Source organism: Agarivorans sp. 1_MG-2023 (genome assembly GCF_030548385.1).
GTDB lineage: Bacteria > Pseudomonadota > Gammaproteobacteria > Enterobacterales > Celerinatantimonadaceae > Agarivorans.
The window spans coordinates 365153-385166 of the sequence record NZ_JAUOSJ010000004.1 but is presented as its reverse complement, the minus strand read 5'-3'; the positions used below and the strand labels follow the sequence as shown (position 1 = coordinate 385166).

24 protein-coding genes and 5 tRNA genes are annotated in these 20014 nt (G+C 44.6%); 4 read left to right on the top strand and 25 right to left on the bottom strand.

All coding sequences use genetic code 11. The annotated features are described in order from the left end of the window. Nucleotides 1-3: 3 nt before the first annotated feature. From rplK to rpsJ, 24 genes are all read right to left on the bottom strand, one after another. Complete coding sequence (rplK, locus tag Q4592_RS08130) at nt 4-432, bottom strand: 50S ribosomal protein L11 (RefSeq protein WP_137674358.1); 429 nt, start codon at nt 430-432, stop codon at nt 4-6. A 124-nt stretch (nt 433-556) separates the two neighbouring features. Next, nucleotides 557-1102 (bottom strand): transcription termination/antitermination protein NusG, encoded by a 546-nt coding sequence (gene nusG / locus Q4592_RS08125; RefSeq protein ID WP_137674359.1) that lies wholly within the window; start codon nt 1100-1102, stop codon nt 557-559. Then, nucleotides 1102-1479, bottom strand: a complete 378-nt coding sequence (gene secE / locus Q4592_RS08120; protein ID WP_303511812.1) for a preprotein translocase subunit SecE — start codon at nt 1477-1479, stop codon at nt 1102-1104. Before secE ends, nusG begins: the two co-directional genes overlap by 1 nt. A 54-nt stretch (nt 1480-1533) precedes the next feature. Further along, a tRNA-Trp gene (locus Q4592_RS08115) sits at nt 1534-1609 on the bottom strand. A gap of 188 nt (nt 1610-1797) precedes the next feature. Continuing rightward, nucleotides 1798-2982: an elongation factor Tu gene (tuf, locus tag Q4592_RS08110; RefSeq protein ID WP_137674361.1), complete on the bottom strand. Its 1185-nt coding sequence runs from the start codon at nt 2980-2982 to the stop codon at nt 1798-1800. A gap of 94 nt (nt 2983-3076) precedes the next feature. Further along, a tRNA-Thr gene (locus Q4592_RS08105) sits at nt 3077-3152 on the bottom strand. 4 nt (nt 3153-3156) lie between these two features. Then, nucleotides 3157-3231, bottom strand: a tRNA-Gly gene (locus tag Q4592_RS08100). Nucleotides 3232-3267: 36 nt separating this feature from the next. After that, a tRNA-Tyr gene (locus Q4592_RS08095) sits at nt 3268-3351 on the bottom strand. Nucleotides 3352-3393: 42 nt separating this feature from the next. Further along, nucleotides 3394-3469: transfer RNA gene (locus Q4592_RS08090), tRNA-Thr, on the bottom strand. Between the two features lie 111 nt (nt 3470-3580). Beyond that, entirely contained in the window at nt 3581-4543 is a 963-nt protein-coding gene (gene birA, locus Q4592_RS08085; protein ID WP_303511810.1) for a bifunctional biotin--[acetyl-CoA-carboxylase] ligase/biotin operon repressor BirA, read from the bottom strand. After that, complete coding sequence (gene murB, locus Q4592_RS08080) at nt 4530-5597, bottom strand: UDP-N-acetylmuramate dehydrogenase (RefSeq protein ID WP_303511808.1); 1068 nt, start codon at nt 5595-5597, stop codon at nt 4530-4532. The genes birA and murB overlap by 14 nt, the downstream gene beginning before the upstream one ends. Continuing rightward, nucleotides 5594-6550: a type I pantothenate kinase gene (gene coaA, locus Q4592_RS08075; RefSeq protein WP_137674364.1), complete on the bottom strand. Its 957-nt coding sequence runs from the start codon at nt 6548-6550 to the stop codon at nt 5594-5596. The genes murB and coaA overlap by 4 nt, the downstream gene beginning before the upstream one ends. Before the next feature lie 69 nt (nt 6551-6619). Further along, complete coding sequence (locus Q4592_RS08070; RefSeq protein WP_161985188.1) at nt 6620-8803, bottom strand: polysaccharide biosynthesis tyrosine autokinase; 2184 nt, start codon at nt 8801-8803, stop codon at nt 6620-6622. Between the two features lie 207 nt (nt 8804-9010). Continuing rightward, a complete protein-coding gene (rpsQ, locus tag Q4592_RS08065) occupies nt 9011-9256 on the bottom strand; it encodes a 30S ribosomal protein S17 (RefSeq protein ID WP_137674366.1) in 246 nt (81 codons plus the stop codon). Then, nucleotides 9256-9447, bottom strand: coding sequence for a 50S ribosomal protein L29 (rpmC, locus tag Q4592_RS08060; protein ID WP_137674367.1), 192 nt, complete (start codon nt 9445-9447; stop codon nt 9256-9258). The genes rpsQ and rpmC overlap by 1 nt, the downstream gene beginning before the upstream one ends. Continuing rightward, nucleotides 9447-9857 carry a 50S ribosomal protein L16 gene (gene rplP, locus Q4592_RS08055; protein ID WP_137674368.1) on the bottom strand — a complete coding sequence of 137 codons (411 nt, stop codon included), beginning with the start codon at nt 9855-9857 and terminating at the stop codon, nt 9447-9449. The genes rpmC and rplP overlap by 1 nt, the downstream gene beginning before the upstream one ends. 11 nt (nt 9858-9868) lie before the next feature. Then, a complete protein-coding gene (gene rpsC / locus Q4592_RS08050; RefSeq protein ID WP_137674369.1) occupies nt 9869-10567 on the bottom strand; it encodes a 30S ribosomal protein S3 in 699 nt (232 codons plus the stop codon). Between the two features lie 10 nt (nt 10568-10577). Further along, a complete protein-coding gene (rplV, locus tag Q4592_RS08045; RefSeq protein WP_016403499.1) occupies nt 10578-10910 on the bottom strand; it encodes a 50S ribosomal protein L22 in 333 nt (110 codons plus the stop codon). A gap of 11 nt (nt 10911-10921) precedes the next feature. Next, nucleotides 10922-11200, bottom strand: a complete 279-nt coding sequence (rpsS, locus tag Q4592_RS08040; RefSeq protein WP_137674370.1) for a 30S ribosomal protein S19 — start codon at nt 11198-11200, stop codon at nt 10922-10924. Nucleotides 11201-11211: 11 nt separating this feature from the next. Next, nucleotides 11212-12042, bottom strand: coding sequence for a 50S ribosomal protein L2 (gene rplB, locus Q4592_RS08035; protein WP_137674371.1), 831 nt, complete (start codon nt 12040-12042; stop codon nt 11212-11214). A 15-nt stretch (nt 12043-12057) separates the two neighbouring features. Then, nucleotides 12058-12360, bottom strand: coding sequence for a 50S ribosomal protein L23 (gene rplW / locus Q4592_RS08030; protein ID WP_137674372.1), 303 nt, complete (start codon nt 12358-12360; stop codon nt 12058-12060). Beyond that, nucleotides 12357-12962 carry a 50S ribosomal protein L4 gene (gene rplD / locus Q4592_RS08025; RefSeq protein ID WP_137674373.1) on the bottom strand — a complete coding sequence of 202 codons (606 nt, stop codon included), beginning with the start codon at nt 12960-12962 and terminating at the stop codon, nt 12357-12359. Before rplD ends, rplW begins: the two co-directional genes overlap by 4 nt. Before the next feature lie 15 nt (nt 12963-12977). Beyond that, nucleotides 12978-13613 carry a 50S ribosomal protein L3 gene (gene rplC / locus Q4592_RS08020; RefSeq protein WP_137674374.1) on the bottom strand — a complete coding sequence of 212 codons (636 nt, stop codon included), beginning with the start codon at nt 13611-13613 and terminating at the stop codon, nt 12978-12980. Between the two features lie 31 nt (nt 13614-13644). Further along, complete coding sequence (gene rpsJ / locus Q4592_RS08015) at nt 13645-13956, bottom strand: 30S ribosomal protein S10 (protein ID WP_137674375.1); 312 nt, start codon at nt 13954-13956, stop codon at nt 13645-13647. Between the two features lie 355 nt (nt 13957-14311). Here rpsJ and Q4592_RS08010 point away from each other — a divergent pair, with 355 nt between their 5' ends. The 4 genes from Q4592_RS08010 to Q4592_RS07995 all read left to right on the top strand — a co-directional run bounded on the left by Q4592_RS08010 (nt 14312) and on the right by Q4592_RS07995 (nt 18061). Further along, entirely contained in the window at nt 14312-16180 is a 1869-nt protein-coding gene (locus Q4592_RS08010; protein WP_303511799.1) for an ATP-binding protein, read from the top strand. 19 nt (nt 16181-16199) lie between these two features. After that, a complete protein-coding gene (locus Q4592_RS08005; protein WP_303511797.1) occupies nt 16200-16697 on the top strand; it encodes a response regulator in 498 nt (165 codons plus the stop codon). Nucleotides 16698-16776: 79 nt separating this feature from the next. Further along, on the top strand, nt 16777-17145 hold the full coding sequence (locus Q4592_RS08000) for an MmcQ/YjbR family DNA-binding protein (protein ID WP_303511795.1): 369 nt from the start codon (nt 16777-16779) through the stop codon (nt 17143-17145). Nucleotides 17146-17155: 10 nt separating this feature from the next. Further along, nucleotides 17156-18061 (top strand): endonuclease/exonuclease/phosphatase family protein, encoded by a 906-nt coding sequence (locus Q4592_RS07995; protein ID WP_303511794.1) that lies wholly within the window; start codon nt 17156-17158, stop codon nt 18059-18061. 45 nt (nt 18062-18106) lie between these two features. Here the strand turns inward: Q4592_RS07995 and argH are convergent, their stop codons facing one another. Further along, the gene (gene argH / locus Q4592_RS07990) at nt 18107-19984 is read right to left on the bottom strand and encodes an argininosuccinate lyase (protein WP_303511791.1); all 1878 of its coding nucleotides are present in this window, start codon (nt 19982-19984) and stop codon (nt 18107-18109) included. Nucleotides 19985-20014: the final 30 nt, after the last annotated feature.

Here is a 20014-nt window from a genome sequence, read left to right as displayed (position 1 = left end):
GTATTAGCCCTCTACAACCAAGCCCATAGAACGGGCAGAACCTTCAATTGAACGACACATTGCGTCTACGTCTGCACCAGTCATATCAACTGCTTTAGCGTTTGCAATCTCTTCTAGTTGAGCGCGAGTAACCGTGCCAACTTTATTCTTGTTTGGAACACCAGAACCAGATTTAATGCCAGCCGCTTTTTTCAATAAGAAAGAAGCAGGTGGAGTTTTGGTTTCAAAAGTGAAAGAACGGTCAGAATACACAGTAATTACTACTGGAACTGGCGCGCCTTTTTCAATTGAATCTGTTTTAGCGTTAAATGCTTTACAGAATTCCATGATGTTTACACCATGTTGACCTAGAGCAGGACCAACTGGTGGTGACGGGTTTGCGGCACCCGCAGCAACTTGAAGCTTAATATAAGCTTGGACTTTTTTAGCCATTTTAAATTTACCTTATTGTGGGTTCAAACGCCTTTCGCAAATGCGATTAGCTTCCCGATAGAACAAAGGGCAGCGGATTATAGTCGATCCCCTGCCCTAAAAACAACTGATTGTTTATTTTTTATCAGCCTTTCTCGATTTGTCCGAACTCTAACTCTACTGGCGTAGCACGTCCGAAAATCAACACTGATACTTTTACGCGACTTTTCTCGTAATCCACTTCTTCGATAGTACCGTTGAAGTCGGCGAAAGGGCCGTCGGTAACTCGAACCACTTCGCCTGGTTCGAACAATGTTTTTGGTCTTGGCTTATCACTCGTTTCGTCTAGGCGATCAAGGATAGCTTTTGCTTCTTTATCAGAAATTGGCGCTGGACGTTCTGCCGTTCCGCCAATAAAACCTAAAACACGAGGCACACTTTTCACTAAGTGCCAGCTTTCGTCGTTTAGATCCATTTGAACCAAAACGTAACCAGGGAAGAACTTGCGTTCACTCTTACGTTTCTGACCGGCGCGCATTTCTACCACTTCTTCAGTTGGTACTAAGATCTCACCGAAAGACTCTTCCATAGAATGGATTTGAATATATTCTTTAAGAGATTTAGATACACGAGCTTCGTAGCCGGAAAAGGCTTGAACCACATACCAACGTAATTTGCGCTCTTCAGTCATTAGATACTCACCCCTGTTACAAAGGCAACTAAACGAACCAAGATAGCGTCTAGTCCCCATAAAATTAGCGACATGAATGCAGTAGCAGCTAATACAATCATGGTAGTTTGAATGGCTTCTTGACGAGTAGGCCAGATAACCTTACGCACTTCCATACGCGATTCTTTAGCAAATTCGAAGGCTTGCTTGCCTTTAGAGGTTTGCGAAGCAATGCCTAATGCAGCGATCAAGGCAATAACAACACCTAGAACACGCACTAATACCGACATATCTGTATATAGGTAGTTACCTACTACAGCGGCGATTAAAATTAGAGCAGCTAATGCCCATTTTAGGCCATCTAACGACCCACTTTGGTTTTCAGTACTGGTACTCATCAAACAACCTACAAATAATCCCACAAAATCATAAATCCCTTTATCAAGGGATAGTGGCAGGGGTGGAGAGATTCGAACTCCCAACATTCGGATTTGGAATCCGACGTTCTGCCATTGGAACTACACCCCTATAGCACGAAGCCCGACATTATAGGCACTTTGTTTCAAGATTGTAACCCTTGAATGTCGAAAAAACGCGACTCAATTGGCAATAAAACCGCTGCATTTTCATCAACAAGCAATGTGCCGTTAATTTCTATCGGCTAAAAACAAAAAAGGCCGCCTAAGCGACCTTTTCTTCTATTGCACTAAGTCTTCTTATTCGAAGATTTTAGCTACAACACCCGCACCTACTGTACGGCCACCTTCACGGATTGCGAAGCGTAAACCTTCGTCCATCGCGATTGGGCAGATTAGCTCTACAACAAACTTCAAGTTGTCGCCAGGCATTACCATTTCAACACCTTCAGGAAGCTCTACAGCACCTGTTACGTCAGTTGTACGGAAGTAAAACTGTGGACGGTAACCTTTGAAGAAAGGAGTATGACGGCCACCTTCGTCTTTGCTTAGTACGTATACTTCAGCTTCAAACTTGGTGTGTGGAGTAATTGAGCCAGGAGCTGCAAGTACTTGACCACGTTGTACGTCATCACGCTTAGTACCACGTAACAAAATACCACAGTTCTCACCAGCACGACCTTCGTCAAGAAGCTTGCGGAACATTTCAACACCAGTACAAGTTGTTTTGGTGGTTTCTTTTACGCCAACAATTTCAATTTCTTCTGAAACTTTAACGATACCACGCTCAACACGACCTGTAACAACCGTACCACGACCTGAAATTGAGAATACATCTTCAATTGGTAGTAGAAATGGCTTGTCGATGTCACGCTCTGGCTCAGGAATGTAAGTATCTAGGGCTTCTGCAAGCTCTACAATCTTAGCTTCCCATGCTTCTTCGCCTTCTAGGGCTTTAAGCGCTGAACCTTGGATTACTGGAATGTCATCACCTGGGAATTCGTATTCAGATAGAAGTTCACGAACTTCCATTTCTACTAATTCTAGTAATTCTTCGTCATCTACCATGTCACATTTGTTCATGAATACGATGATGTAAGGTACACCAACCTGACGTGAAAGCAGGATGTGCTCACGTGTTTGTGGCATTGGGCCATCTGTAGAAGCTACTACTAAGATAGCGCCGTCCATTTGTGCAGCACCAGTGATCATGTTTTTAACGTAATCAGCGTGTCCAGGACAGTCTACGTGTGCGTAGTGACGACTTGGAGTGTCGTACTCTACGTGTGAAGTAGAAATCGTAATACCACGCTCGCGCTCTTCTGGAGCGTTATCGATTGCTGCGAAATCTTTAGCTTCACCACCGTATACTTTTGCAAGTACGTTAGTAATAGCGGCTGTTAGTGTAGTTTTACCGTGGTCTACGTGGCCAATTGTACCAACGTTTACATGCGGTTTATTACGTTCAAATTTTTCTTTAGACATAATAGTCCCTCTGGATAAAGGTTATTGGCACAAAAGCACCATTGGTTTGCGTTTACCAAACGGTAAAGAGTAATAGGGAGAATTTAAAGGAATGTGGTGCTGATAGGCAGATTCGAACTGCCGACCTCACCCTTACCAAGGGTGCGCTCTACCAACTGAGCTATATCAGCAACGTGGAGCGGGCAGCGGGAATCGAACCCGCATCATCAGCTTGGAAGGCTGAGGTAATAGCCATTATACGATGCCCGCATCAAACCTTTGGAAGACGACCTACTACCAAAATAATGGTGGGGGGGGACGGATTCGAACCATCGAAGCTTTCGCGGCAGATTTACAATCTGCTCCCTTTGGCCACTCGGGAACCCCCCCACAATGTCACCTAAAACTAGATGAAGCCTTACACTTAAGAGATGGTGCCGATTGCCGGAGTCGAACTGGCGACCTACTGATTACAAGTCAGTTGCTCTACCAACTGAGCTAAATCGGCATCGCTTAAGTGCTGCGCATTCTATGTAATGCATTTATTAAATGCAACAAGCAAATGGAAAAAAAACCTAAGGAAAGCATTGAACGCGCAAAAATCAGCCAGCAGGCTCAATTATTGGCCACGTAGCGATACTTCACCCGCCATATATACTTGCTCGCCTTCGTCAGTATCTAGTATCAGTTGTCCCTGCTGGTCTACGCCTTTAGCAAGACCCTGCAGCACTTTGTTTTCAGAAAAACGAAGGCTCACTGGCTGGTTCTTAAATACGTCGTAGCGGTTCCAGCGCTCTTGCAGAGCCGAAAACCCTTGCTCACGAAACACTGCGTACATTTGATTTAAGGATTGAACAATTAAACAGGCCAGTTGGCTGCGATCAAGTATTTGATTCGGATCATTTTCTAATTGGGTAAATAGCTGATCAATGTGCTTAGCTCTTTCTTCGTCAACCCGCACATTTACGCCAACGCCTACAACTAAACTAACTTCACTATTTGCATGGCCTTGCAGTTCTATTAGTACGCCGCCCAGCTTTTTACCATCGAGGTAAATATCATTAGGCCATTTTAGCCCAAGGTTGGAATAACCCGCTTGTTCAAGGGCTTCCACCACAGCAAGACCAACAGCAAGGCTCAAACCCATTGCCGCTTCAATGCCATCTTGTAAGCGCCACAACAGCGACATGCAAAGCTGGCCAGCATAAGGTGTTTGCCAAGCGCGGCCACGACGGCCTCGGCCAGCACTTTGAAATTCAGCGAGAACAACCTGCCCATGAGAAAGTTGATTGAGGTTTTTCATCAACCATGCGTTGGTTGAATCAACTTGTTCGATCACCACTGGTGAATTTTCTGGCAACGTTAAGGTTAACCGTTCGAAGTCGAGCAAAGAGATAGGAGCGGCAAGCCGGTAGCCTTTACCTTTCACTTTATAAATATCTAAACCTAGTTGGGTATACTTGTTGATATAGCTTGCAACGGTAGTGCGTGAGACCCCAATTAGCTGCGCGAGATGCTCACCCGAGCAAAACTGCCCGTTAGCCAATGCTTGAATAAGCTTATAAGGTTTATTCTCTCGCATCGGGCAACCCTAAAACGCTATCGGGTTGAACCTCTCCAAACTCTCCAATAAAGCGCACTTCAGGTTCCAGCAAAATACTGAACTGCTGCCAAACCTGTTGCCTAATATGCCGACATAAGTCGAGGACATTATTGGCAGATGCTTGCTGAATATTCACCAATACCAAAGCTTGTTCTTGATGTACTGCTGCATCGCCAATGCGATGTCCTTTTAGCCCTAGTTGGTCAATTAACCAACCTGCAGCAACCTTAACATCGCTCGTTGTAGTTGAATAATGAGGAAGAGCTGGGAACCGCGTCAACAATTCTTCTAGGCGCTGAGGACTGATTACCGGGTTTTTAAAAAAGCTTCCAGCATTTCCTAGCTTACTTGGATCGGGTAGCTTGCTATTGCGAAGCTCGCAGACTTTATCAAAGACTTGTTTAGCATTGGCTGTATCAGGCAACTGATTAAGACCACTATAACTAAGCTTAGCTGACCACTGTTTAGCTAAGCAAAGGGTAATATTAGTAATCACAACCTTTCCCTTTAGGCTTTGCTTAAAGATACTGTCTCGGTAGTTGAATTCACATTGTTCACTATTCAAGCGCTTCAATGACTGCGTCTCTAAGTGAAAAAACTCTACCTCGCTGCATACATCAGCCAGTTCCAGTCCGTAAGCACCAATGTTTTGTACTGGAGAAGCCCCTAAGGTGCCAGGAATGAGCGCGAGATTCTCTAGCCCGTAGTATCCATGCTCAACCGTCCACTTTACAAACTCATGCCAGTCCTCACCAGCAGCAACACTAATGTTGAAGTGCTGCGCTTGCTCCTCAACCTCTATGCCTTGGAGTTGGTTTACGATCACCACCCCTTTAAAATCTTCGAGTAATAATAAGTTTGAACCGCTACCTATAGTTATCCATGGTAACTGTTGTTGGTTTATCCAAGTAAACAGCTGTGGTAGGTCTTGCGGATTATTCAATTCGAATAAGTAACGTGCGTTGGCGTTAAGACCAAAGCTGTTATAACGGCGTAAACACACGTTTTCTAGAAGTGGAAAAGGTAAGGTCATTTTCGTAGGCGAACTCGGCTAACTTCGTGGTTTTGTCCTTTCTCTAAAATGAGATCGGCACGCTCTCGGGTAGGCAGAATGTTTTCCATCAAGTTAACTTGGTTAATGCTAGACCAAATTTGTTTAGCCACTTGGTCAGCTTGTTGTTCATCTAAGCCGGCATAATGGTGAAAATAGTTATTGGGATTGGTAAAGGCGCTCGCCCTAAATTTTTGGAAACGCTCAACGTACCACGTTTCTAAAAGATCTGGTTTAGCATCCACAAAAATTGAGAAATCTAAGTAATCAGAAACAAATACTTGCCTAGCCTGTTGCTTGGGGTAATCCCCAGAAGACTGCAGTACATTCAAACCTTCCAAAATAACAATATCGGGTTGTTCAACCACAACTTGTTTGTCTTTAACAATGTTGTACGAGAGGTGTGAATATATCGGGCCAGACACTTTAGCTTCGCCTGCTTTTAGTGCAGACACAAACTCTACCAGTCCCTTTTGGTCATAACTTTCTGGAAAACCCTTTCGTTGCATCAAACCACGTGCTTCAAGCTCTTCATTGGGGTACAAAAAGCCGTCGGTAGTAACAATGTCTACTTTAGGATGTTCTGGCCAACGTTGTAATAGCGCTTGCAAGATTCTCGACGTGGTACTTTTGCCGCCTGCGACACTGCCCGAAACACCAATAATGTATGGAACATGTTTATTACTGCCTAAGAAATTGGCCAGCACTTCACGACGATCTTGTCGTGCTTTCACATAAAGATTAAGTAATCTCGAGAGGGGTAAATAAATGTCGCACACTTGCTGCAATGATAGTGCTTCGTTAATACCACGAATGCTCTCTAGATCATCTTCAGTTAAGGTGAGTGGTACAGATTTTCGGAGTGTTGACCAAGCTTCGCGTTCAAAATCTAAGTAACTAAATGCATGCTGCGTGGTGCTTTGTGTTGCTGGCATGGGCCCTTCCTATATAGTGCGGCACAACCATATACCAAAACTGTTTAACTCTCCACCTTCCGGCAGGAATTAGCCATGCTGACGAAACTTATCTTCGTGAATAGGAACAACTTTAGGGCTGCGCTCTACAAGATGCACTGACGGTAGGTCGTAATCATAGGCACGACGATTACGTGCAACCTTGTTAAACACAACCCCGGCAATCTCTATGTCCATACGAGACAACTTGTTTAATGCGCTTTCTATCGATTTTCCGTCTGTGCGCTCAGCTTGTACCACCATCAACGTGGCGTCTACTACTGGCGCAACCATTACGGCATCAGTTACTTGCATCAAAGGACCTGTTTCAATCACGATACGGTCATAATGCTGGCGCAAACCTTTAAGCAAGAGCTTGAATTTCTTAGAGGCTAAGAGGGAAGTAGAGTGACGGTCAATGAGTCCCGCTGTAAGCACATCAAAGCCGAGTTGGTTATCACGATAAATACACTGGGATACCGTATGAGTTCGAGATAACAGGTGAGTTAAACCCGGCTGGGTTAAGGGATAATTTAAGTAAGTAGAAACCGACGCGCGACGTAAGTCGGCATCAATTAGCAGTACTTTTTCAACGTCACTACAAGCTGCTGCAGTTTGAATAGTTAAACTAGTTTTACCTTCGCCCTCTAAAGCAGAAGTGAACAATACCACTTGCCCGCGATTTGGGCGCATTTGTAAGCGTGCCCTCAAAGAACGCAAAGGCTCGCCCAACCAAGGGTGCACACCTTGCCGTAACCACTTATTACTACGTACTTTCACTTTAGGTACTTCAGCAATGACTTCTACGCTCATTGCTGTTTCAAGCTCTTCTACCGTTGCGAAAGTTCTCGACATCGCTTGTTTCAATAATACAAACACAACACTAAGTATGCCCGCTAACATTCCCGCCAAAATAACAATAATCGCTTTCTTCGGCTTAATGGCTGACTCGGGCAAACGAGCACTATCAACTAGCTGAGCATAACCGCGATTGAAGCCCTCGGCAGCTTCAGCTTCTTTGAACTTCTCTAAGAAAGTATTGTATAAACGGGTATTACTGTCTATTTCTCGAGTTAACTGATTAAAACGGGTAGTTTTTCGACTAAGGTCTTGATACTTAACTTTAGCTAAACGTAAAGACTCAGCCAAAGCGGCTTCGCGAGCGACGGCCGATTGATAGCTTTTCTCAATACCTGAAATGATAAAATTGGTTTGGCTGCGAAGCTCTAACTCTACTCGAGCTATTTCTCCAGACAGCGACACTCTTTTAGGGTGTTTAGGCCCATAGCGCTTTGCGAGATCAGCTTGTTCAAGCTCTAGTTCAATGCGTCGGCGCTTAATATTCTGCACCATCGGGTCGCGTTGAATTTCGCTCAAAGAAGTAAGTTTATCCAAGTCCCCTTTTGAAGCACGTTTAACGATGGACCATAAGGCACTAGCTTCACTTTTTAAACGCTGAGCTTCTAATTGTTGGGTAGTGAGCTGTTGTAGCTCTTTACCAATAAGTCCAAGAATACCTTCTTGGTCTACTAAGTTTTCTTCTTCTCTATAAAGTTGTAATTCAACTTCAGAGCTTTGCAATGCCGTTTTTAAGCGATTCAGTTCTTGCAATAACCAGCCAATAGTTTGGTCAGTGGCTGCTTCACTAGAGCTGCGATGGTATTCAATATAGGCCTCGGCGACAGCAATCGATACTTGCTGCGCCAATAACCGGTCCCAACTTCTAAAACCAATTTCAACCAAACGACTTTTGGGAAGAGGGGTTACCGAAAGGCGTTGTTTAAATACCCTAAGTAGCCGCGCCTCGCTTGGGGTAGCAGAAGGGCTAAACTGACTGCTGTAACCGAGAGTAACCACTTGCCACCAGTATCGCCAAGGAGCAATTGGGGCGCGTAAAAATTCCGGGTGGTGCTGCAAATCGAGCTTGTTGATCACTGCTAGAGCAATACGTTCTGAACGCAAAATCTCCATTTCAGTATTAAAGTAAGACTCTGCTTGAGTATCAAAATTATAGACATCTTCTACAGCCACCATTTTCGCTTGGCTGTAACCTATCATCAATTTTGAGGAGGCTTGATACAAAGAAGGCAGTGCTTTTACATAAAGCATACTCAGCAGTAATGTCACCATCACTACAAGGATTATGTTTAATTTGGCTTGCCACAAGGTAACAAAAAGCTGTCGTAAATCGACTTCTTTTCCTTCCCTAGACTGTGACGGCTTCTGCTCTTCCATGAACCTAAACGACTGCTCCATTAGATCTAAAACTCATATAACTAAATGATACTGCCAGCTCATGCCAGGACATGCAATTGGGAAATATAGAAATTGAGGGGGAAATTGAGTAATTGTGCTACAAAATCAACTAATAACATTAGTGTTTGTAAGCTAATTATAGAAAAAAGGCCCCTAAACAGGAGCCTTTTCATTCGTTTTTAAAGCTTAGGCTTTAACTACTACGTCTACCAAAGTCCAAGACTTAGTCTTAGAAATTGGAGCACATTCTTTGATAGTTACTACATCGCCTTCAGCGGCAACGTTAGCTTCATCATGTGCATGTAGCTTAGTAGTGCGTTTGGTGTATTTACCGTAAATAGGGTGTTTAACCTGACGCTCAATAGCAACAACAATAGACTTGTCCATTTTGTCGCTAATTACTTTGCCTTGCAATGTACGGATATCGCTCATTACGCACCTGCCTTCTGATTCAGAATTGTTTTCACACGCGCGATGTCGCGACGTACGTTTTTAAGCAAGTGAGATTGGGCTAATTGACCAGTACTTGCTTGCATACGCAAGTTGAATTGCTCACGAAGCAGGTTTAGTAGCTCAGCTTTAAGCTCTTCAACACTTTTATCTTTAAGTTCGTTAGCTTTCATTACATTACCGTCCGCGTTACAAAAGTAGTGCTAATAGGCAACTTGCGAGAAGCTAGTTCAAACGCTTCACGAGCAAGCTCTTCTGATACACCGTCCATTTCATACAGGACTTTGCCTGGCTGAATTTGGGCTACCCAATATTCCACATTACCTTTACCTTTACCCATACGAACCTCAAGAGGCTTCTGAGTAATAGGTTTGTCTGGGAATACACGGATCCAGATTTTACCTTGACGTTTAATGTGACGAGTCATCGCACGACGTGCTGCTTCGATCTGACGAGCAGTAAGACGGCCACGGCCAGTCGCTTTAAGACCGAAGTCGCCAAAAGACACATCTTGTCCTTTGCCTAAACCACGGTTACGACCAGTGTGCTGCTTACGGAATTTAGTACGTTTTGGTTGTAACATTCCCGATTCTCCTATTTAGCGTTGCGCTTGTTGCCGCGCTTCGGCTTAGAAGGAGCTTCAGGAGCTACAGCCAATGGCATACCGCCAAGAACTTCGCCTTTAAAGATCCAAACTTTAACGCCGATGATACCGTAAGTAGTCAACGCTTCTGAAGTTGAGTAATCGATGTCAGCACGTAAAGTGTGTAGAGGTACACGGCCTTCACGGTACCATTCAGCACGAGCAATTTCTGCTCCGCCTAAACGACCACTAACTTGAACCTTGATACCTTTAGCGCCTAGACGCATTGCATTTTGCACGGCACGCTTCATAGCGCGACGGAACATAACACGACGTTCTAGTTGGCTAGAGATAGAGTCTGCTACTAATTTCGCGTCTAACTCAGGCTTACGAACTTCTGAGATATTGATTTGCGCAGGTACGCCAGCTAATTTAGCTACGTTCTTGCGAAGTTTCTCAACATCTTCACCTTTCTTACCAATTACAACACCTGGGCGAGCAGTGTGAATAGTCACACGAATGCTTTTAGCAGGACGTTCAATTGTAATGCGAGACACAGAAGCACTTTTCAATTCTTTAGTTAAGAACTGACGTACTTTGTGGTCACTGAAAAGGTTGTCTGCGTATTCACCTTTATCGGCATACCAGGTTGAATTCCATGGTTTTACGATACCTAGGCGAATACCATTAGGATGTACTTTCTGACCCATTGCTTATCTCCTAGTTATCAGATACAACCACAGTGATGTGGCTGGTACGCTTGATAATACGGTCGGCTCGGCCTTTAGCACGAGGACGAATACGCTTTAGAGTTGGACCATCATCAACGAAGATTTTGGTAATTTTCAACTCATCAATATCAGCACCTTCGTTGTGCTCAGCGTTAGCAATAGCAGACTCTAGAACTTTCTTAACAAGTCCTGCTGCTTTTTTGCTGCTGAATTGCAACGTAACAAGTGCTTTTTCTACTGGTAGACCACGTACTTGATCTGCAACCAGGCGAGCTTTCTGCGCAGAACCACGAGCAAAACGATGTTTAGCTAAAGCTTCCATAATTTATACTCCTACTTCTTCTTCGCTTTCTTATCTGCGACATGGCCGCGATAAGTACGAGTTGGCGCAAATTCACCCAGTTTATGACCGATCATTTCATCGGTAACAAATACTGGAACGTGCTGACGACCATTATGGACAGCGATGGTCAAACCGATCATTTGTGGAATGATCATTGAGCGACGAGACCAAGTTTTCAATGGTTTCTTGTCCCCGCTTTCCACCGCTTTCTCTACCTTCTTCAACAAGTGTAGGTCAATGAATGGACCCTTCTTGAGAGAACGTGGCATGGCGATTCCCCTTATTTCTTAGAACGACGGCGTACGATATATTGATCCGTACTCTTGTTTTTACGAGTTTTGTAACCTTTGGTTGGAACACCCCAAGGAGTAACTGGATGACGGCCACCAGATGTACGACCTTCACCACCACCATGTGGGTGATCAACTGGGTTCATTACCACACCGCGAACGGTAGGACGAACACCACGCCAGCGCGTTGCACCAGCTTTACCAAGTTTACGTAGCATATGCTCGCCATTACCTACTTCGCCTAATGTAGCGCGACAATCAGATAATATCTTACGCATTTCACCACTACGTAGACGTAGAGTTACGTATGCACCATCACGCGCAACGATTTGAGCGTAAGCACCAGCAGAACGTGCCATTTGGGCACCCTTACCAGGCTTCATTTCAATCGCGTGAACAGTAGAACCTACTGGCATGTTACGCATTGGCAAACAGTTACCAGCTTCGATTGGTGCATCAACACCAGAAGCAATAGCTGCGCCTGCTTTAACACCTTTTGGTGCCAAAATGTAACGGCGTTCACCGTCTGCAAATAATACCAAAGCAATGTGAGCACTGCGGTTTGGATCATATTCAAGACGTTCTACTTTCGCAGGAATGCCATCTTTATCATTTCGTTTGAAGTCAATCATACGGTAGTGTTGCTTATGACCACCACCAATATGACGCACGGTAATTACACCGCGGTTGTTACGACCACCAGATTTCGACTTACTTTCCAACAAAGGAGCGTAAGGCTTGCCTTTGTGCAGGTCAGTATTAACCACTTTAACAACGTGGCGACGACCAGCAGATGTAGGCTTACATTTTACAATAGCCATTTAAGAATACTCCTATTACTCTGCGGCACCGGTGAAGTCGATGTCTGAACCTTCAGCTAAGGTTACATACGCTTTCTTCACGTCGTTACGGCGACCGAAACGAGCTCCGTGACGTTTAGTTTTACCTTTTTGGTTCAAGGTAGTAACGCCAGTCACTTCAACTTCGAATAGTTTTTCAACTGCAGCTTTGATTTCTGCTTTAGTTGCTGTAGAAACAACTTTGAATACGATAGTGTTATCGGCTTCAGCAGACATAGTGCTCTTTTCAGAGATATGTGGAGCTACTAGTACTTTCAACAAACGTTCTTCGCTGATCATGCTAACCACTCCTCAATTTGTTTCACTGCATCAGCAGTTATCAACACTTTATCAAAAGCAATCAAGCTAACTGGGTCAATACCAGCTACATCACGAACGTCTACTTTGTAGAGGTTACGTGCGGCCAAGAATAAGTTTTCATCAACTTCAGGCGTAACGATTAATACATCGTTCAAATCGAAGTCTTTCAACTTAGCAACTAATTCTTTAGTTTTTGGCGCTTCAACGCTGAATTTCTCAACCACAATCAAACGTTCTTGACGAACAAGTTCAGACAAGATGCTGCGGATTGCGCCGCGGTACATTTTCTTGTTAACTTTTTGGCTGTGATCTTGTGGCTTAGCTGCAAAGGTTACCCCGCCGCTACGCCAAATTGGGCTACGAATTGTACCGGCACGAGCTCGGCCTGTACCTTTCTGACGCCATGGCTTCTTACCACCACCTGATACTTCAGAACGTGTTTTCTGAGCGCGTGAACCCTGGCGAGCGCCTGCAGCGTATGCAGTTACTACCTGGTGAATCAACGCTTCGTTAAAGTCACGTCCGAAGGTAGTTTCGGAAACTTCAAGAGCGCTTTGCGCGTCTTTCAATACCAATTCCATTACTATCTCCTAGCGTTACGCTTTAACAGCAGGTTTAATGATCACGTTACCATTGGTAGCGCCTGGTACGGCACCTTTAACCAAAATTAGGTTACGTTCAACATCAACACGTACAACATCTAGGTTTTGCGTAGTTACACGCTCTGCACCCATATGTCCGGCCATCTTCTTGCCCTTGAATACTTTACCTGGGCTTTGGTTTTGACCAATAGAACCAGGAGCACGGTGGCTCAAAGAGTTACCGTGAGTAAAATCTTGGGTAGCGAAGTTCCAGCGTTTAACACCGCCTTGGAAACCTTTACCTTTAGAAGTACCAGTAACGTCTACTTTTTTAACTTCATTGAATAAGTCAACTTTTAGCTCATCAGCTACGTTAACTTCTTCACCTTCACCGTCTGCTAGACGGAATTCCCACAGGCCGCGACCCGCGTCAACACCAGCTTTAGCGAATTGACCCGCTTCTGGTTTGCTAACACGACTTGCTTTTTTAGCGCCGGTGGTCACTTGTAGAGCACGGTAACCGTCGCTGTCCTCAGTGATAACACGAGTAACGCGGTTTGGCTCACATTCGATTACGGTAACTGGAATTGATGCGCCATCTTCAGTGAAGATGCGAGTCATTCCAACTTTACGACCGATTAGACCAATCATTGTAAAAACCTCTTATTAGTCAGACTCAGGCTTAGCCCAAGCTGATTTGCACATCTACACCAGCAGCAAGGTCAAGGCGCATCAAAGCGTCAACTGTTTTATCAGTTGGCTCAACGATGTCTACTAGACGCTTGTGGGTGCGAATTTCATACTGATCACGCGCGTCTTTATTAACGTGCGGAGATACCAGAATGGTGTAACGCTCTTTACGAGTAGGCAGTGGAATAGGACCACGAACCTGAGCGCCAGTGCGTTTGGCAGTTTCTACGATTTCCGCAGTAGATTGATCGATCAGACGGTGATCAAATGCTTTCAAGCGGATTCGAATTCTTTGGTTCTGCATTGACAGAGCTCCAAATAAAAAATTAAAGAACCTAACACACACCAACGACATCCTTATCCAAAATTTGGGGATGGTAGTGCATGCGACGAGTAACGTTTGCTTCCAAATCGGAAACACTGTTAGTAGTTAACTTAAACCAAGCTAACTAAATGAATTGCCTAAACAACTCAACCCACTAAATTAGTGAGCTGGCGTATTATACTCAAGCGAGGTTAAAAAACAAGTTAAACCCAAATAATTGTTCAATAGGTAATCACCCACAGCAAAAGAAGTCTCACCAAGCGTTAGATAGCTCGCAAAACCTTAATCATTGTAAGTCTATAATATTCAACAACAAGCGTTAACTTGGATTGCCATGACTCAGCACCACAGCCTGTTAATCATAAGCCAGCAGCCTTGGTCAACAACGCTTGATCAAGCGGATGCCCCTTGGCGATACTGGTGCTGTGAAGACGTACCCGATAACTCGCAGTTGCAACTTCACCATGTAGCACTGATTGTGATTGATACAGAGCGACTATCCCAGCCAAAAAATGCCTTAGCCTTACAGGCCTTATTACAGCAGCCCGTTTACGAAAACCTTAAGCTGGTATTGCATCATACTCAGCAAATGCCCAACGCCGAGCAAGTGTTCCACTGGATAAATCAGTTTAGCCCAGATGCGATTATCCCCCCTAACAGCAGTAACAGCGAAATCACGCAGCTAATTCGCAACAAATGGCCTATTCACCAACAGCAAACTGCTCAACAACGCTGGTTAGAAAAGCAGCTAGCAGCACAAGTTGCACAAATTAGGGCTAACTTCTTTGACTATACCGCCTTAAGCGATCAACAGCTTTCAGATAAAGTGATTTCGGCACTGTATGGTTTTTTCCAAGACAATGATGAAGACCACCTTTGTCGTACTTACAGCGCAAATCACGTATTAACACAAGAAGGCAAAGCCAATCGCTTCTTATGGTTTATCGCTAAAGGCGAAGTGGTGCTTAAGAAGCAACAGGGTCAACACATACTCGAAGTAGCTCGCATGCAAGCTGGTTCATTGGTAGGAGGAATGTCTTTTGTTACCGGTGAGCTTGGTTTTACCAGTGCGGTAACCACGCAGCGAACCGACGTGATCAAACTCGACCGGGCAACCTTTGCCAAAGTACTCGATTCGAGCAGTCAGTTGCTGCCTCTATTTACTAACCTGCTATTGCGCCATTTTAACCGACGTTTGCAAAAGAGCATTCATACCAAACTTACCTTGCAGAGTACTCTTAACTCTCTAGACTCAGCTCACGAACAGCTAATAGAAAAAGAGAAAATGGCGGTGCTTGGCCAGCTTATTTCCGGCATTGCCCATGAGTTAAACAACCCTGTGGCCGCAATCATTCGCGGTAGCGACACCATCGCCAAGCAATTACCCACTGTATTATACAATGAGTTAACCCATCCACAACAGCAACTTGGCCATGAATTGCTCAAGGCAGCGTTTACCTTAAAACCTATGTCCACCAGCGAGATACGCCAGCGCAGCAAAAACTCGACAGAACTTTTTGGTGATGCCATTACTGCAAGAAAAGCAGTAACTATAGGCCTAGACGGCCCCAGTTTGCGCCAACAATATTTGGAGTGCAGCGACACATTAGATAACTCCCAGTTAATCGCAACGCTGGCGAGTTACCATCAAATTGGTAACTTCCTTCGTAATATTCAAGTTTGCGCTTCACGAATAGCTGAACTGGTAAAAGGCTTAAAGCACTATGCGGGTCGCGATCCAGAGCAACCAGTACTGGCCGACTTGAACGAAGGCATAGCAGAAACTCTTGTGATTTTAGAGAATCGTTTACGTGGCTTCGAGGTTGAGTGTAGTTACGGCCTATTACCGGTTTACCGCTGCCACCCTATCGCGTTGCAGCAAGTATGGACAAATCTTATTGCCAACGCTCTAGACGCAATGGGGACTCATGGAAAACTCAGCGTAAGCAGCCAATATATCGAAGCCTCACCCCGCTATATTTCCATTTGTATAGAAGATAATGGACCCGGCATCAAACCGGAGATTATAGAAAAGATATTCCAACTTAATTTCACCACCAAGCGTGAAAGTAACTTCGGCTTGGGAATAGGTTTAACGGTGTGCCAACAAATAGTTGCACAACATTTAGGCAGAATCGAAGTGGAATCTGAGCTAGGACAATTTACCCGTTTCATAATTACCTTACCATTGAATCAGACCTAGGACTTTAAGGAGCCGCACCATGGAACAATTATTGATTTTATGTGTTGATGATGAACGCGAAGTGCTCGACAGTGTACTACACGATATCGCCTCTTTAAGCCCACCTTTTACCATCGACGGTGCCGAGAGCGTAGCTGAAGCCCGCGAAGTGATAAAAGACTTTGAAGCGCAAGGTGGTCAACTCGCCATCATTCTTGCCGATCACATCATGCCCGACGAACTCGGCATCGATTTTCTTATCGATCTTAATCACGCCGACAATAGCGAAGCAGCGAAGAAAATTTTGCTCACTGGGCAAGCTGGCCTGCACGATACCATTGAGGCCATTAATCGCGGTGGACTCAATTATTACCTCGCCAAACCTTGGTCAGAAGACCAGCTATTAAGCATTGTTAAAGAGAAGCTCACCGATTATGTGCTTGAACATTGCAGCAACCCCATGCCTTTTGCTCAAGTGTTAGACGGCGAACGAATATTTAGCCATGTGTCACAGCATCGTATGGATATCGGTAACTGATACCAAGCAGCAAAGTATTCGCATAGTTGTATTTTCTGGCTACTATTGAGCATAAGCAAATCAACTGAAGCGCAATGATATGGAATATCAGCAACTAAAAGATTATTTAATGGCGAAACCAGAGGTGACTCAGGATTTGCCCTTCGCGCCTGACGTACCAGTGTTTAAGGTTCGTAGTAAAATGTTCGCGCTAGTGAGTTGGAAAGAGGGCGAGATGAATATGAACCTGAAATGCCAGCCTGAGCAAATAGATGCGCTTATCGATATCTATCCCGCGATTACTCGCGGCTACCACATGAGCAAACGCCATTGGCTCACTATTCATTTTGATGGCAGCGATGCAGAAAACGAAGCGTTTCGCTTAATCGATAATTCTTTCGAGTTAGTGGTTAAAGGCATGAGCAAAAAAGCCCAGACTGAACTCCTTGCAGCCCAAGAAAACACTTAGGAACAGTGCATTGCGCACCACCAGTACTGTTCACTTGCTTACTCTACTTTTATTAGGTTTGATGCTAAGTGGCTGTGCCAACAACGCCCTCACAGAAGACTCTCAAGCGGTGCCTTTAAAAGTAGATTATTGGCCTCACTCAAACGTAGTAACAACGCCGCTTCCACAACTTAGAGTTGCAAGTATTAACCTTGCCCACGGCCGAAAAAATGCCTTAAACCAACTGCTAGTAAGTAGTACAACTACTCGGCAAAACTTGCTAGATATTGCGGTCTACTTAAAACAGCAAAACATTGATGTAGTTGCTCTGCAAGAAGCCGATGACTCATCTGCTTGGTCAGGTTCTTTCAACCATGTTGAATATATCGCACAGCACGCCGGATATTCGTGGTACGCACACAGCTTACATAGCACCGGAAAACTGGCCAATTACGGTACTGCCATTTTATCTAAATACCCAATAAGCGAAGCCTATGCTTATCACTTTATGCCAACGCCCCCTACCACTACTAAGGGTTTTACCGCAGCCAAAATTAACATTACTGCTACGCAAAGCGTGGATGTAGTATCACTGCACTTAGATTTTTCTCGCGCTAGCAAAAGGCGCCAACAGATGGCGGAACTAAGAGAGCGTTTTAACCAGCATGAAGGTAGCGCCATTATAATGGGTGACTTTAATAGTGAGTGGGAAAAAAATGAAGGCGTAGTTAGCCGCTTTGAAAGCAACAGCCGCTATCGTGTTTATCAACCGCAAAGCTCTCAACTTGCCAGCTATAAAAACAAACGCTTAGATTGGATATTTATCAGTAAAGACCTTCAATTTATTAACTATAAGCTGGGTCCAAATACCCTTAGTGATCATCGCCCAGTAATTAGCCTGATAAAGCTGAATGAAACACTAAATTCCAGCCAATAAAAAAGCCTCGTTAAACGAGGCTTAATGACCAGTTGAAACACTTAGCTAAGCAACATTTTGCTTATGAATAAGGGTGTTGTTATCCAGAATAAATTCTAGTGCCACTTCATCACAAGCATGCTGACGAGGACAAATATCACAATCCTTCATTACCTTTTCAGGCAGCATGTTTTTAGAGGTAGGGCTAAAGCCAAGCTTCATGAAGAATTCTGGAACACGAGTCAGTACAAATACCTTCTCAATTTCCATCTTCTTGGCTTTCTTCATTAAGTGTTGCACCATGGCTCGGCCTTGGCCAGCACGCTGTGAGCCAGGGTTAACGCCTAATGAACGAATCTCTGCTAGGCCAGTATCGTACAAATATAGCGATGCACACCCAGTCACCTTGCCAGCTTGCTCGCTTACCGTGAAATCTCCAACGGCTTGTACTAATTCAGGACGTGGTCGCGGTAAGTTTTCACCCGCTTGCGCCCAGTAGTTCACCATAGTTTCAATGGTGTCTAAGTCGGTCATTCGAGCAGAGCGAACGTATAAACCTTTTACGTTACGTTTCGACAAGCGAGTTTCGGCTTCGGTTAAGGCATGTTCAACTTGCTCTGGCGCTACGCCGCCTAAGGCCTGGCGTTTAGCTAGCGTTGATTCTAGGGACAAGTTTGGATAAACGTCGTCTTCAATCTCTGGCGCTAACTCTTTAAACTCAGCCAGGCTTAAGTCTTCAAGCGGAACGCCTTTCTCAATGGCTTTAACCACTGCAATGCCCACAATGTGGTGCGCTTCGCGGAAAGGAATGCCTTTAGCCACTAAGTAATCGGCCAGTTCTGTAGCATTTGAGTAACCACCTTTAGCGGCCTCAGTGGTGGTTTCTTCATGCACATCCATATCATCAAGCACCAACTCAGCCATAGCTAAGCAGTCACCCCATGTATCTAACGCATCAAACAAACCTTCTTTGTCTTCTTGCATGTCTTTGTTATAAGCCAAAGGCAATGCTTTAAGGGTCATCATAATGCCCGACAATGCACCGTATACTCGGCCGGTTTTACCACGGATAAGCTCTAGTGCATCTGGGTTTTTCTTTTGTGGCATCAATGATGAGCCAGAGGTCACTTGGTCTGACAAATCTAAAAATGCCGACTCACCCGAGTTATAAAAAATTAAATCTTCAGCCATGCGGCTTAGGTGAATCATACTAATAGAGGCAGTAGAGATAAGTTCAACCACGTGGTCGCGATCAGACACTGAGTCCAAGCTATTACGCGTAGCACGGCGAAAGCCTAAATCTTTAGCAATTTGCTGGCGATCCATTGGGTAGGCGGTACCGGCTAATGCGCCACAACCAAGTGGTGATACATCTAAACGGCTTAGGGCATCTTGCAAACGAGAGTAATCACGTTCAAACATTTCTACGTAGGCCATTGCCCAGTGAGAAAAAGTAACCGGTTGAGCGCGTTGCAAGTGAGTGTAACCTGGCAGCACGGTGTCTTGCTGTTGGCGAGCAAACTTAACCAGTTTTTGTTGCAGCTTGTCTAAGTGCTCGAGTAATTCAACACCTTGGCTTTTACACCACAGTTTTAAATCGGTAGCAACTTGGTCATTACGGCTACGGCCTGTGTGAAGCTTTTTGCCTAAGTCGCCCACTCGTTGGATAAGTTGAATCTCTACCCATGAGTGAATATCTTCAGCATCACTGCCCAAAATCTGTTGCGGGTTTTCAGCAACTTGTTTACCCAAATCCAATAAGGCCGATTCCAAGCGCTGTTGCTCGTCGGCGGTAATTACACCCACACTTAACAATGCTTTCGACCATGCAATTGATCCGGTTATGTCTTGCTCCGCTAAACGATAATCAAAACGTAACGAATCATTGAACTGCTTAAATCTGGTATCTGCAGCTTGGCTAAAACGCCCACCCCACAATGCCATTTTACTCTCCATTTATTATTGCAAAGACCC

What these genes read in the sequence shown, in the direction of transcription:
- rplK (WP_137674358.1), bottom strand. Translation starts at nt 432, where the DNA reads ATGGCTAAAAAAGTCCAAGCTTATATTAAGCTTCAAGTTGCTGCGGGT.
- nusG (WP_137674359.1), bottom strand. Translation starts at nt 1,102, where the DNA reads ATGACTGAAGAGCGCAAATTACGTTGGTATGTGGTTCAAGCCTTTTCC.
- secE (WP_303511812.1), bottom strand. Translation starts at nt 1,479, where the DNA reads ATGAGTACCAGTACTGAAAACCAAAGTGGGTCGTTAGATGGCCTAAAA.
- tuf (WP_137674361.1), bottom strand. Translation starts at nt 2,982, where the DNA reads ATGTCTAAAGAAAAATTTGAACGTAATAAACCGCATGTAAACGTTGGT.
- birA (WP_303511810.1), bottom strand. Translation starts at nt 4,543, where the DNA reads ATGCGAGAGAATAAACCTTATAAGCTTATTCAAGCATTGGCTAACGGG.
- murB (WP_303511808.1), bottom strand. Translation starts at nt 5,597, where the DNA reads ATGACCTTACCTTTTCCACTTCTAGAAAACGTGTGTTTACGCCGTTAT.
- coaA (WP_137674364.1), bottom strand. Translation starts at nt 6,550, where the DNA reads ATGCCAGCAACACAAAGCACCACGCAGCATGCATTTAGTTACTTAGAT.
- Q4592_RS08070 (WP_161985188.1), bottom strand. Translation starts at nt 8,803, where the DNA reads ATGGAAGAGCAGAAGCCGTCACAGTCTAGGGAAGGAAAAGAAGTCGAT.
- rpsQ (WP_137674366.1), bottom strand. Translation starts at nt 9,256, where the DNA reads ATGAGCGATATCCGTACATTGCAAGGCAAAGTAATTAGCGACAAAATG.
- rpmC (WP_137674367.1), bottom strand. Translation starts at nt 9,447, where the DNA reads ATGAAAGCTAACGAACTTAAAGATAAAAGTGTTGAAGAGCTTAAAGCT.
- rplP (WP_137674368.1), bottom strand. Translation starts at nt 9,857, where the DNA reads ATGTTACAACCAAAACGTACTAAATTCCGTAAGCAGCACACTGGTCGT.
- rpsC (WP_137674369.1), bottom strand. Translation starts at nt 10,567, where the DNA reads ATGGGTCAGAAAGTACATCCTAATGGTATTCGCCTAGGTATCGTAAAA.
- rplV (WP_016403499.1), bottom strand. Translation starts at nt 10,910, where the DNA reads ATGGAAGCTTTAGCTAAACATCGTTTTGCTCGTGGTTCTGCGCAGAAA.
- rpsS (WP_137674370.1), bottom strand. Translation starts at nt 11,200, where the DNA reads ATGCCACGTTCTCTCAAGAAGGGTCCATTCATTGACCTACACTTGTTG.
- rplB (WP_137674371.1), bottom strand. Translation starts at nt 12,042, where the DNA reads ATGGCTATTGTAAAATGTAAGCCTACATCTGCTGGTCGTCGCCACGTT.
- rplW (WP_137674372.1), bottom strand. Translation starts at nt 12,360, where the DNA reads ATGATCAGCGAAGAACGTTTGTTGAAAGTACTAGTAGCTCCACATATC.
- rplD (WP_137674373.1), bottom strand. Translation starts at nt 12,962, where the DNA reads ATGGAATTGGTATTGAAAGACGCGCAAAGCGCTCTTGAAGTTTCCGAA.
- rplC (WP_137674374.1), bottom strand. Translation starts at nt 13,613, where the DNA reads ATGATTGGTCTAATCGGTCGTAAAGTTGGAATGACTCGCATCTTCACT.
- rpsJ (WP_137674375.1), bottom strand. Translation starts at nt 13,956, where the DNA reads ATGCAGAACCAAAGAATTCGAATCCGCTTGAAAGCATTTGATCACCGT.
- Q4592_RS08010 (WP_303511799.1), top strand. Translation starts at nt 14,312, where the DNA reads ATGACTCAGCACCACAGCCTGTTAATCATAAGCCAGCAGCCTTGGTCA.
- Q4592_RS08005 (WP_303511797.1), top strand. Translation starts at nt 16,200, where the DNA reads ATGGAACAATTATTGATTTTATGTGTTGATGATGAACGCGAAGTGCTC.
- Q4592_RS08000 (WP_303511795.1), top strand. Translation starts at nt 16,777, where the DNA reads ATGGAATATCAGCAACTAAAAGATTATTTAATGGCGAAACCAGAGGTG.
- argH (WP_303511791.1), bottom strand. Translation starts at nt 19,984, where the DNA reads ATGGCATTGTGGGGTGGGCGTTTTAGCCAAGCTGCAGATACCAGATTT.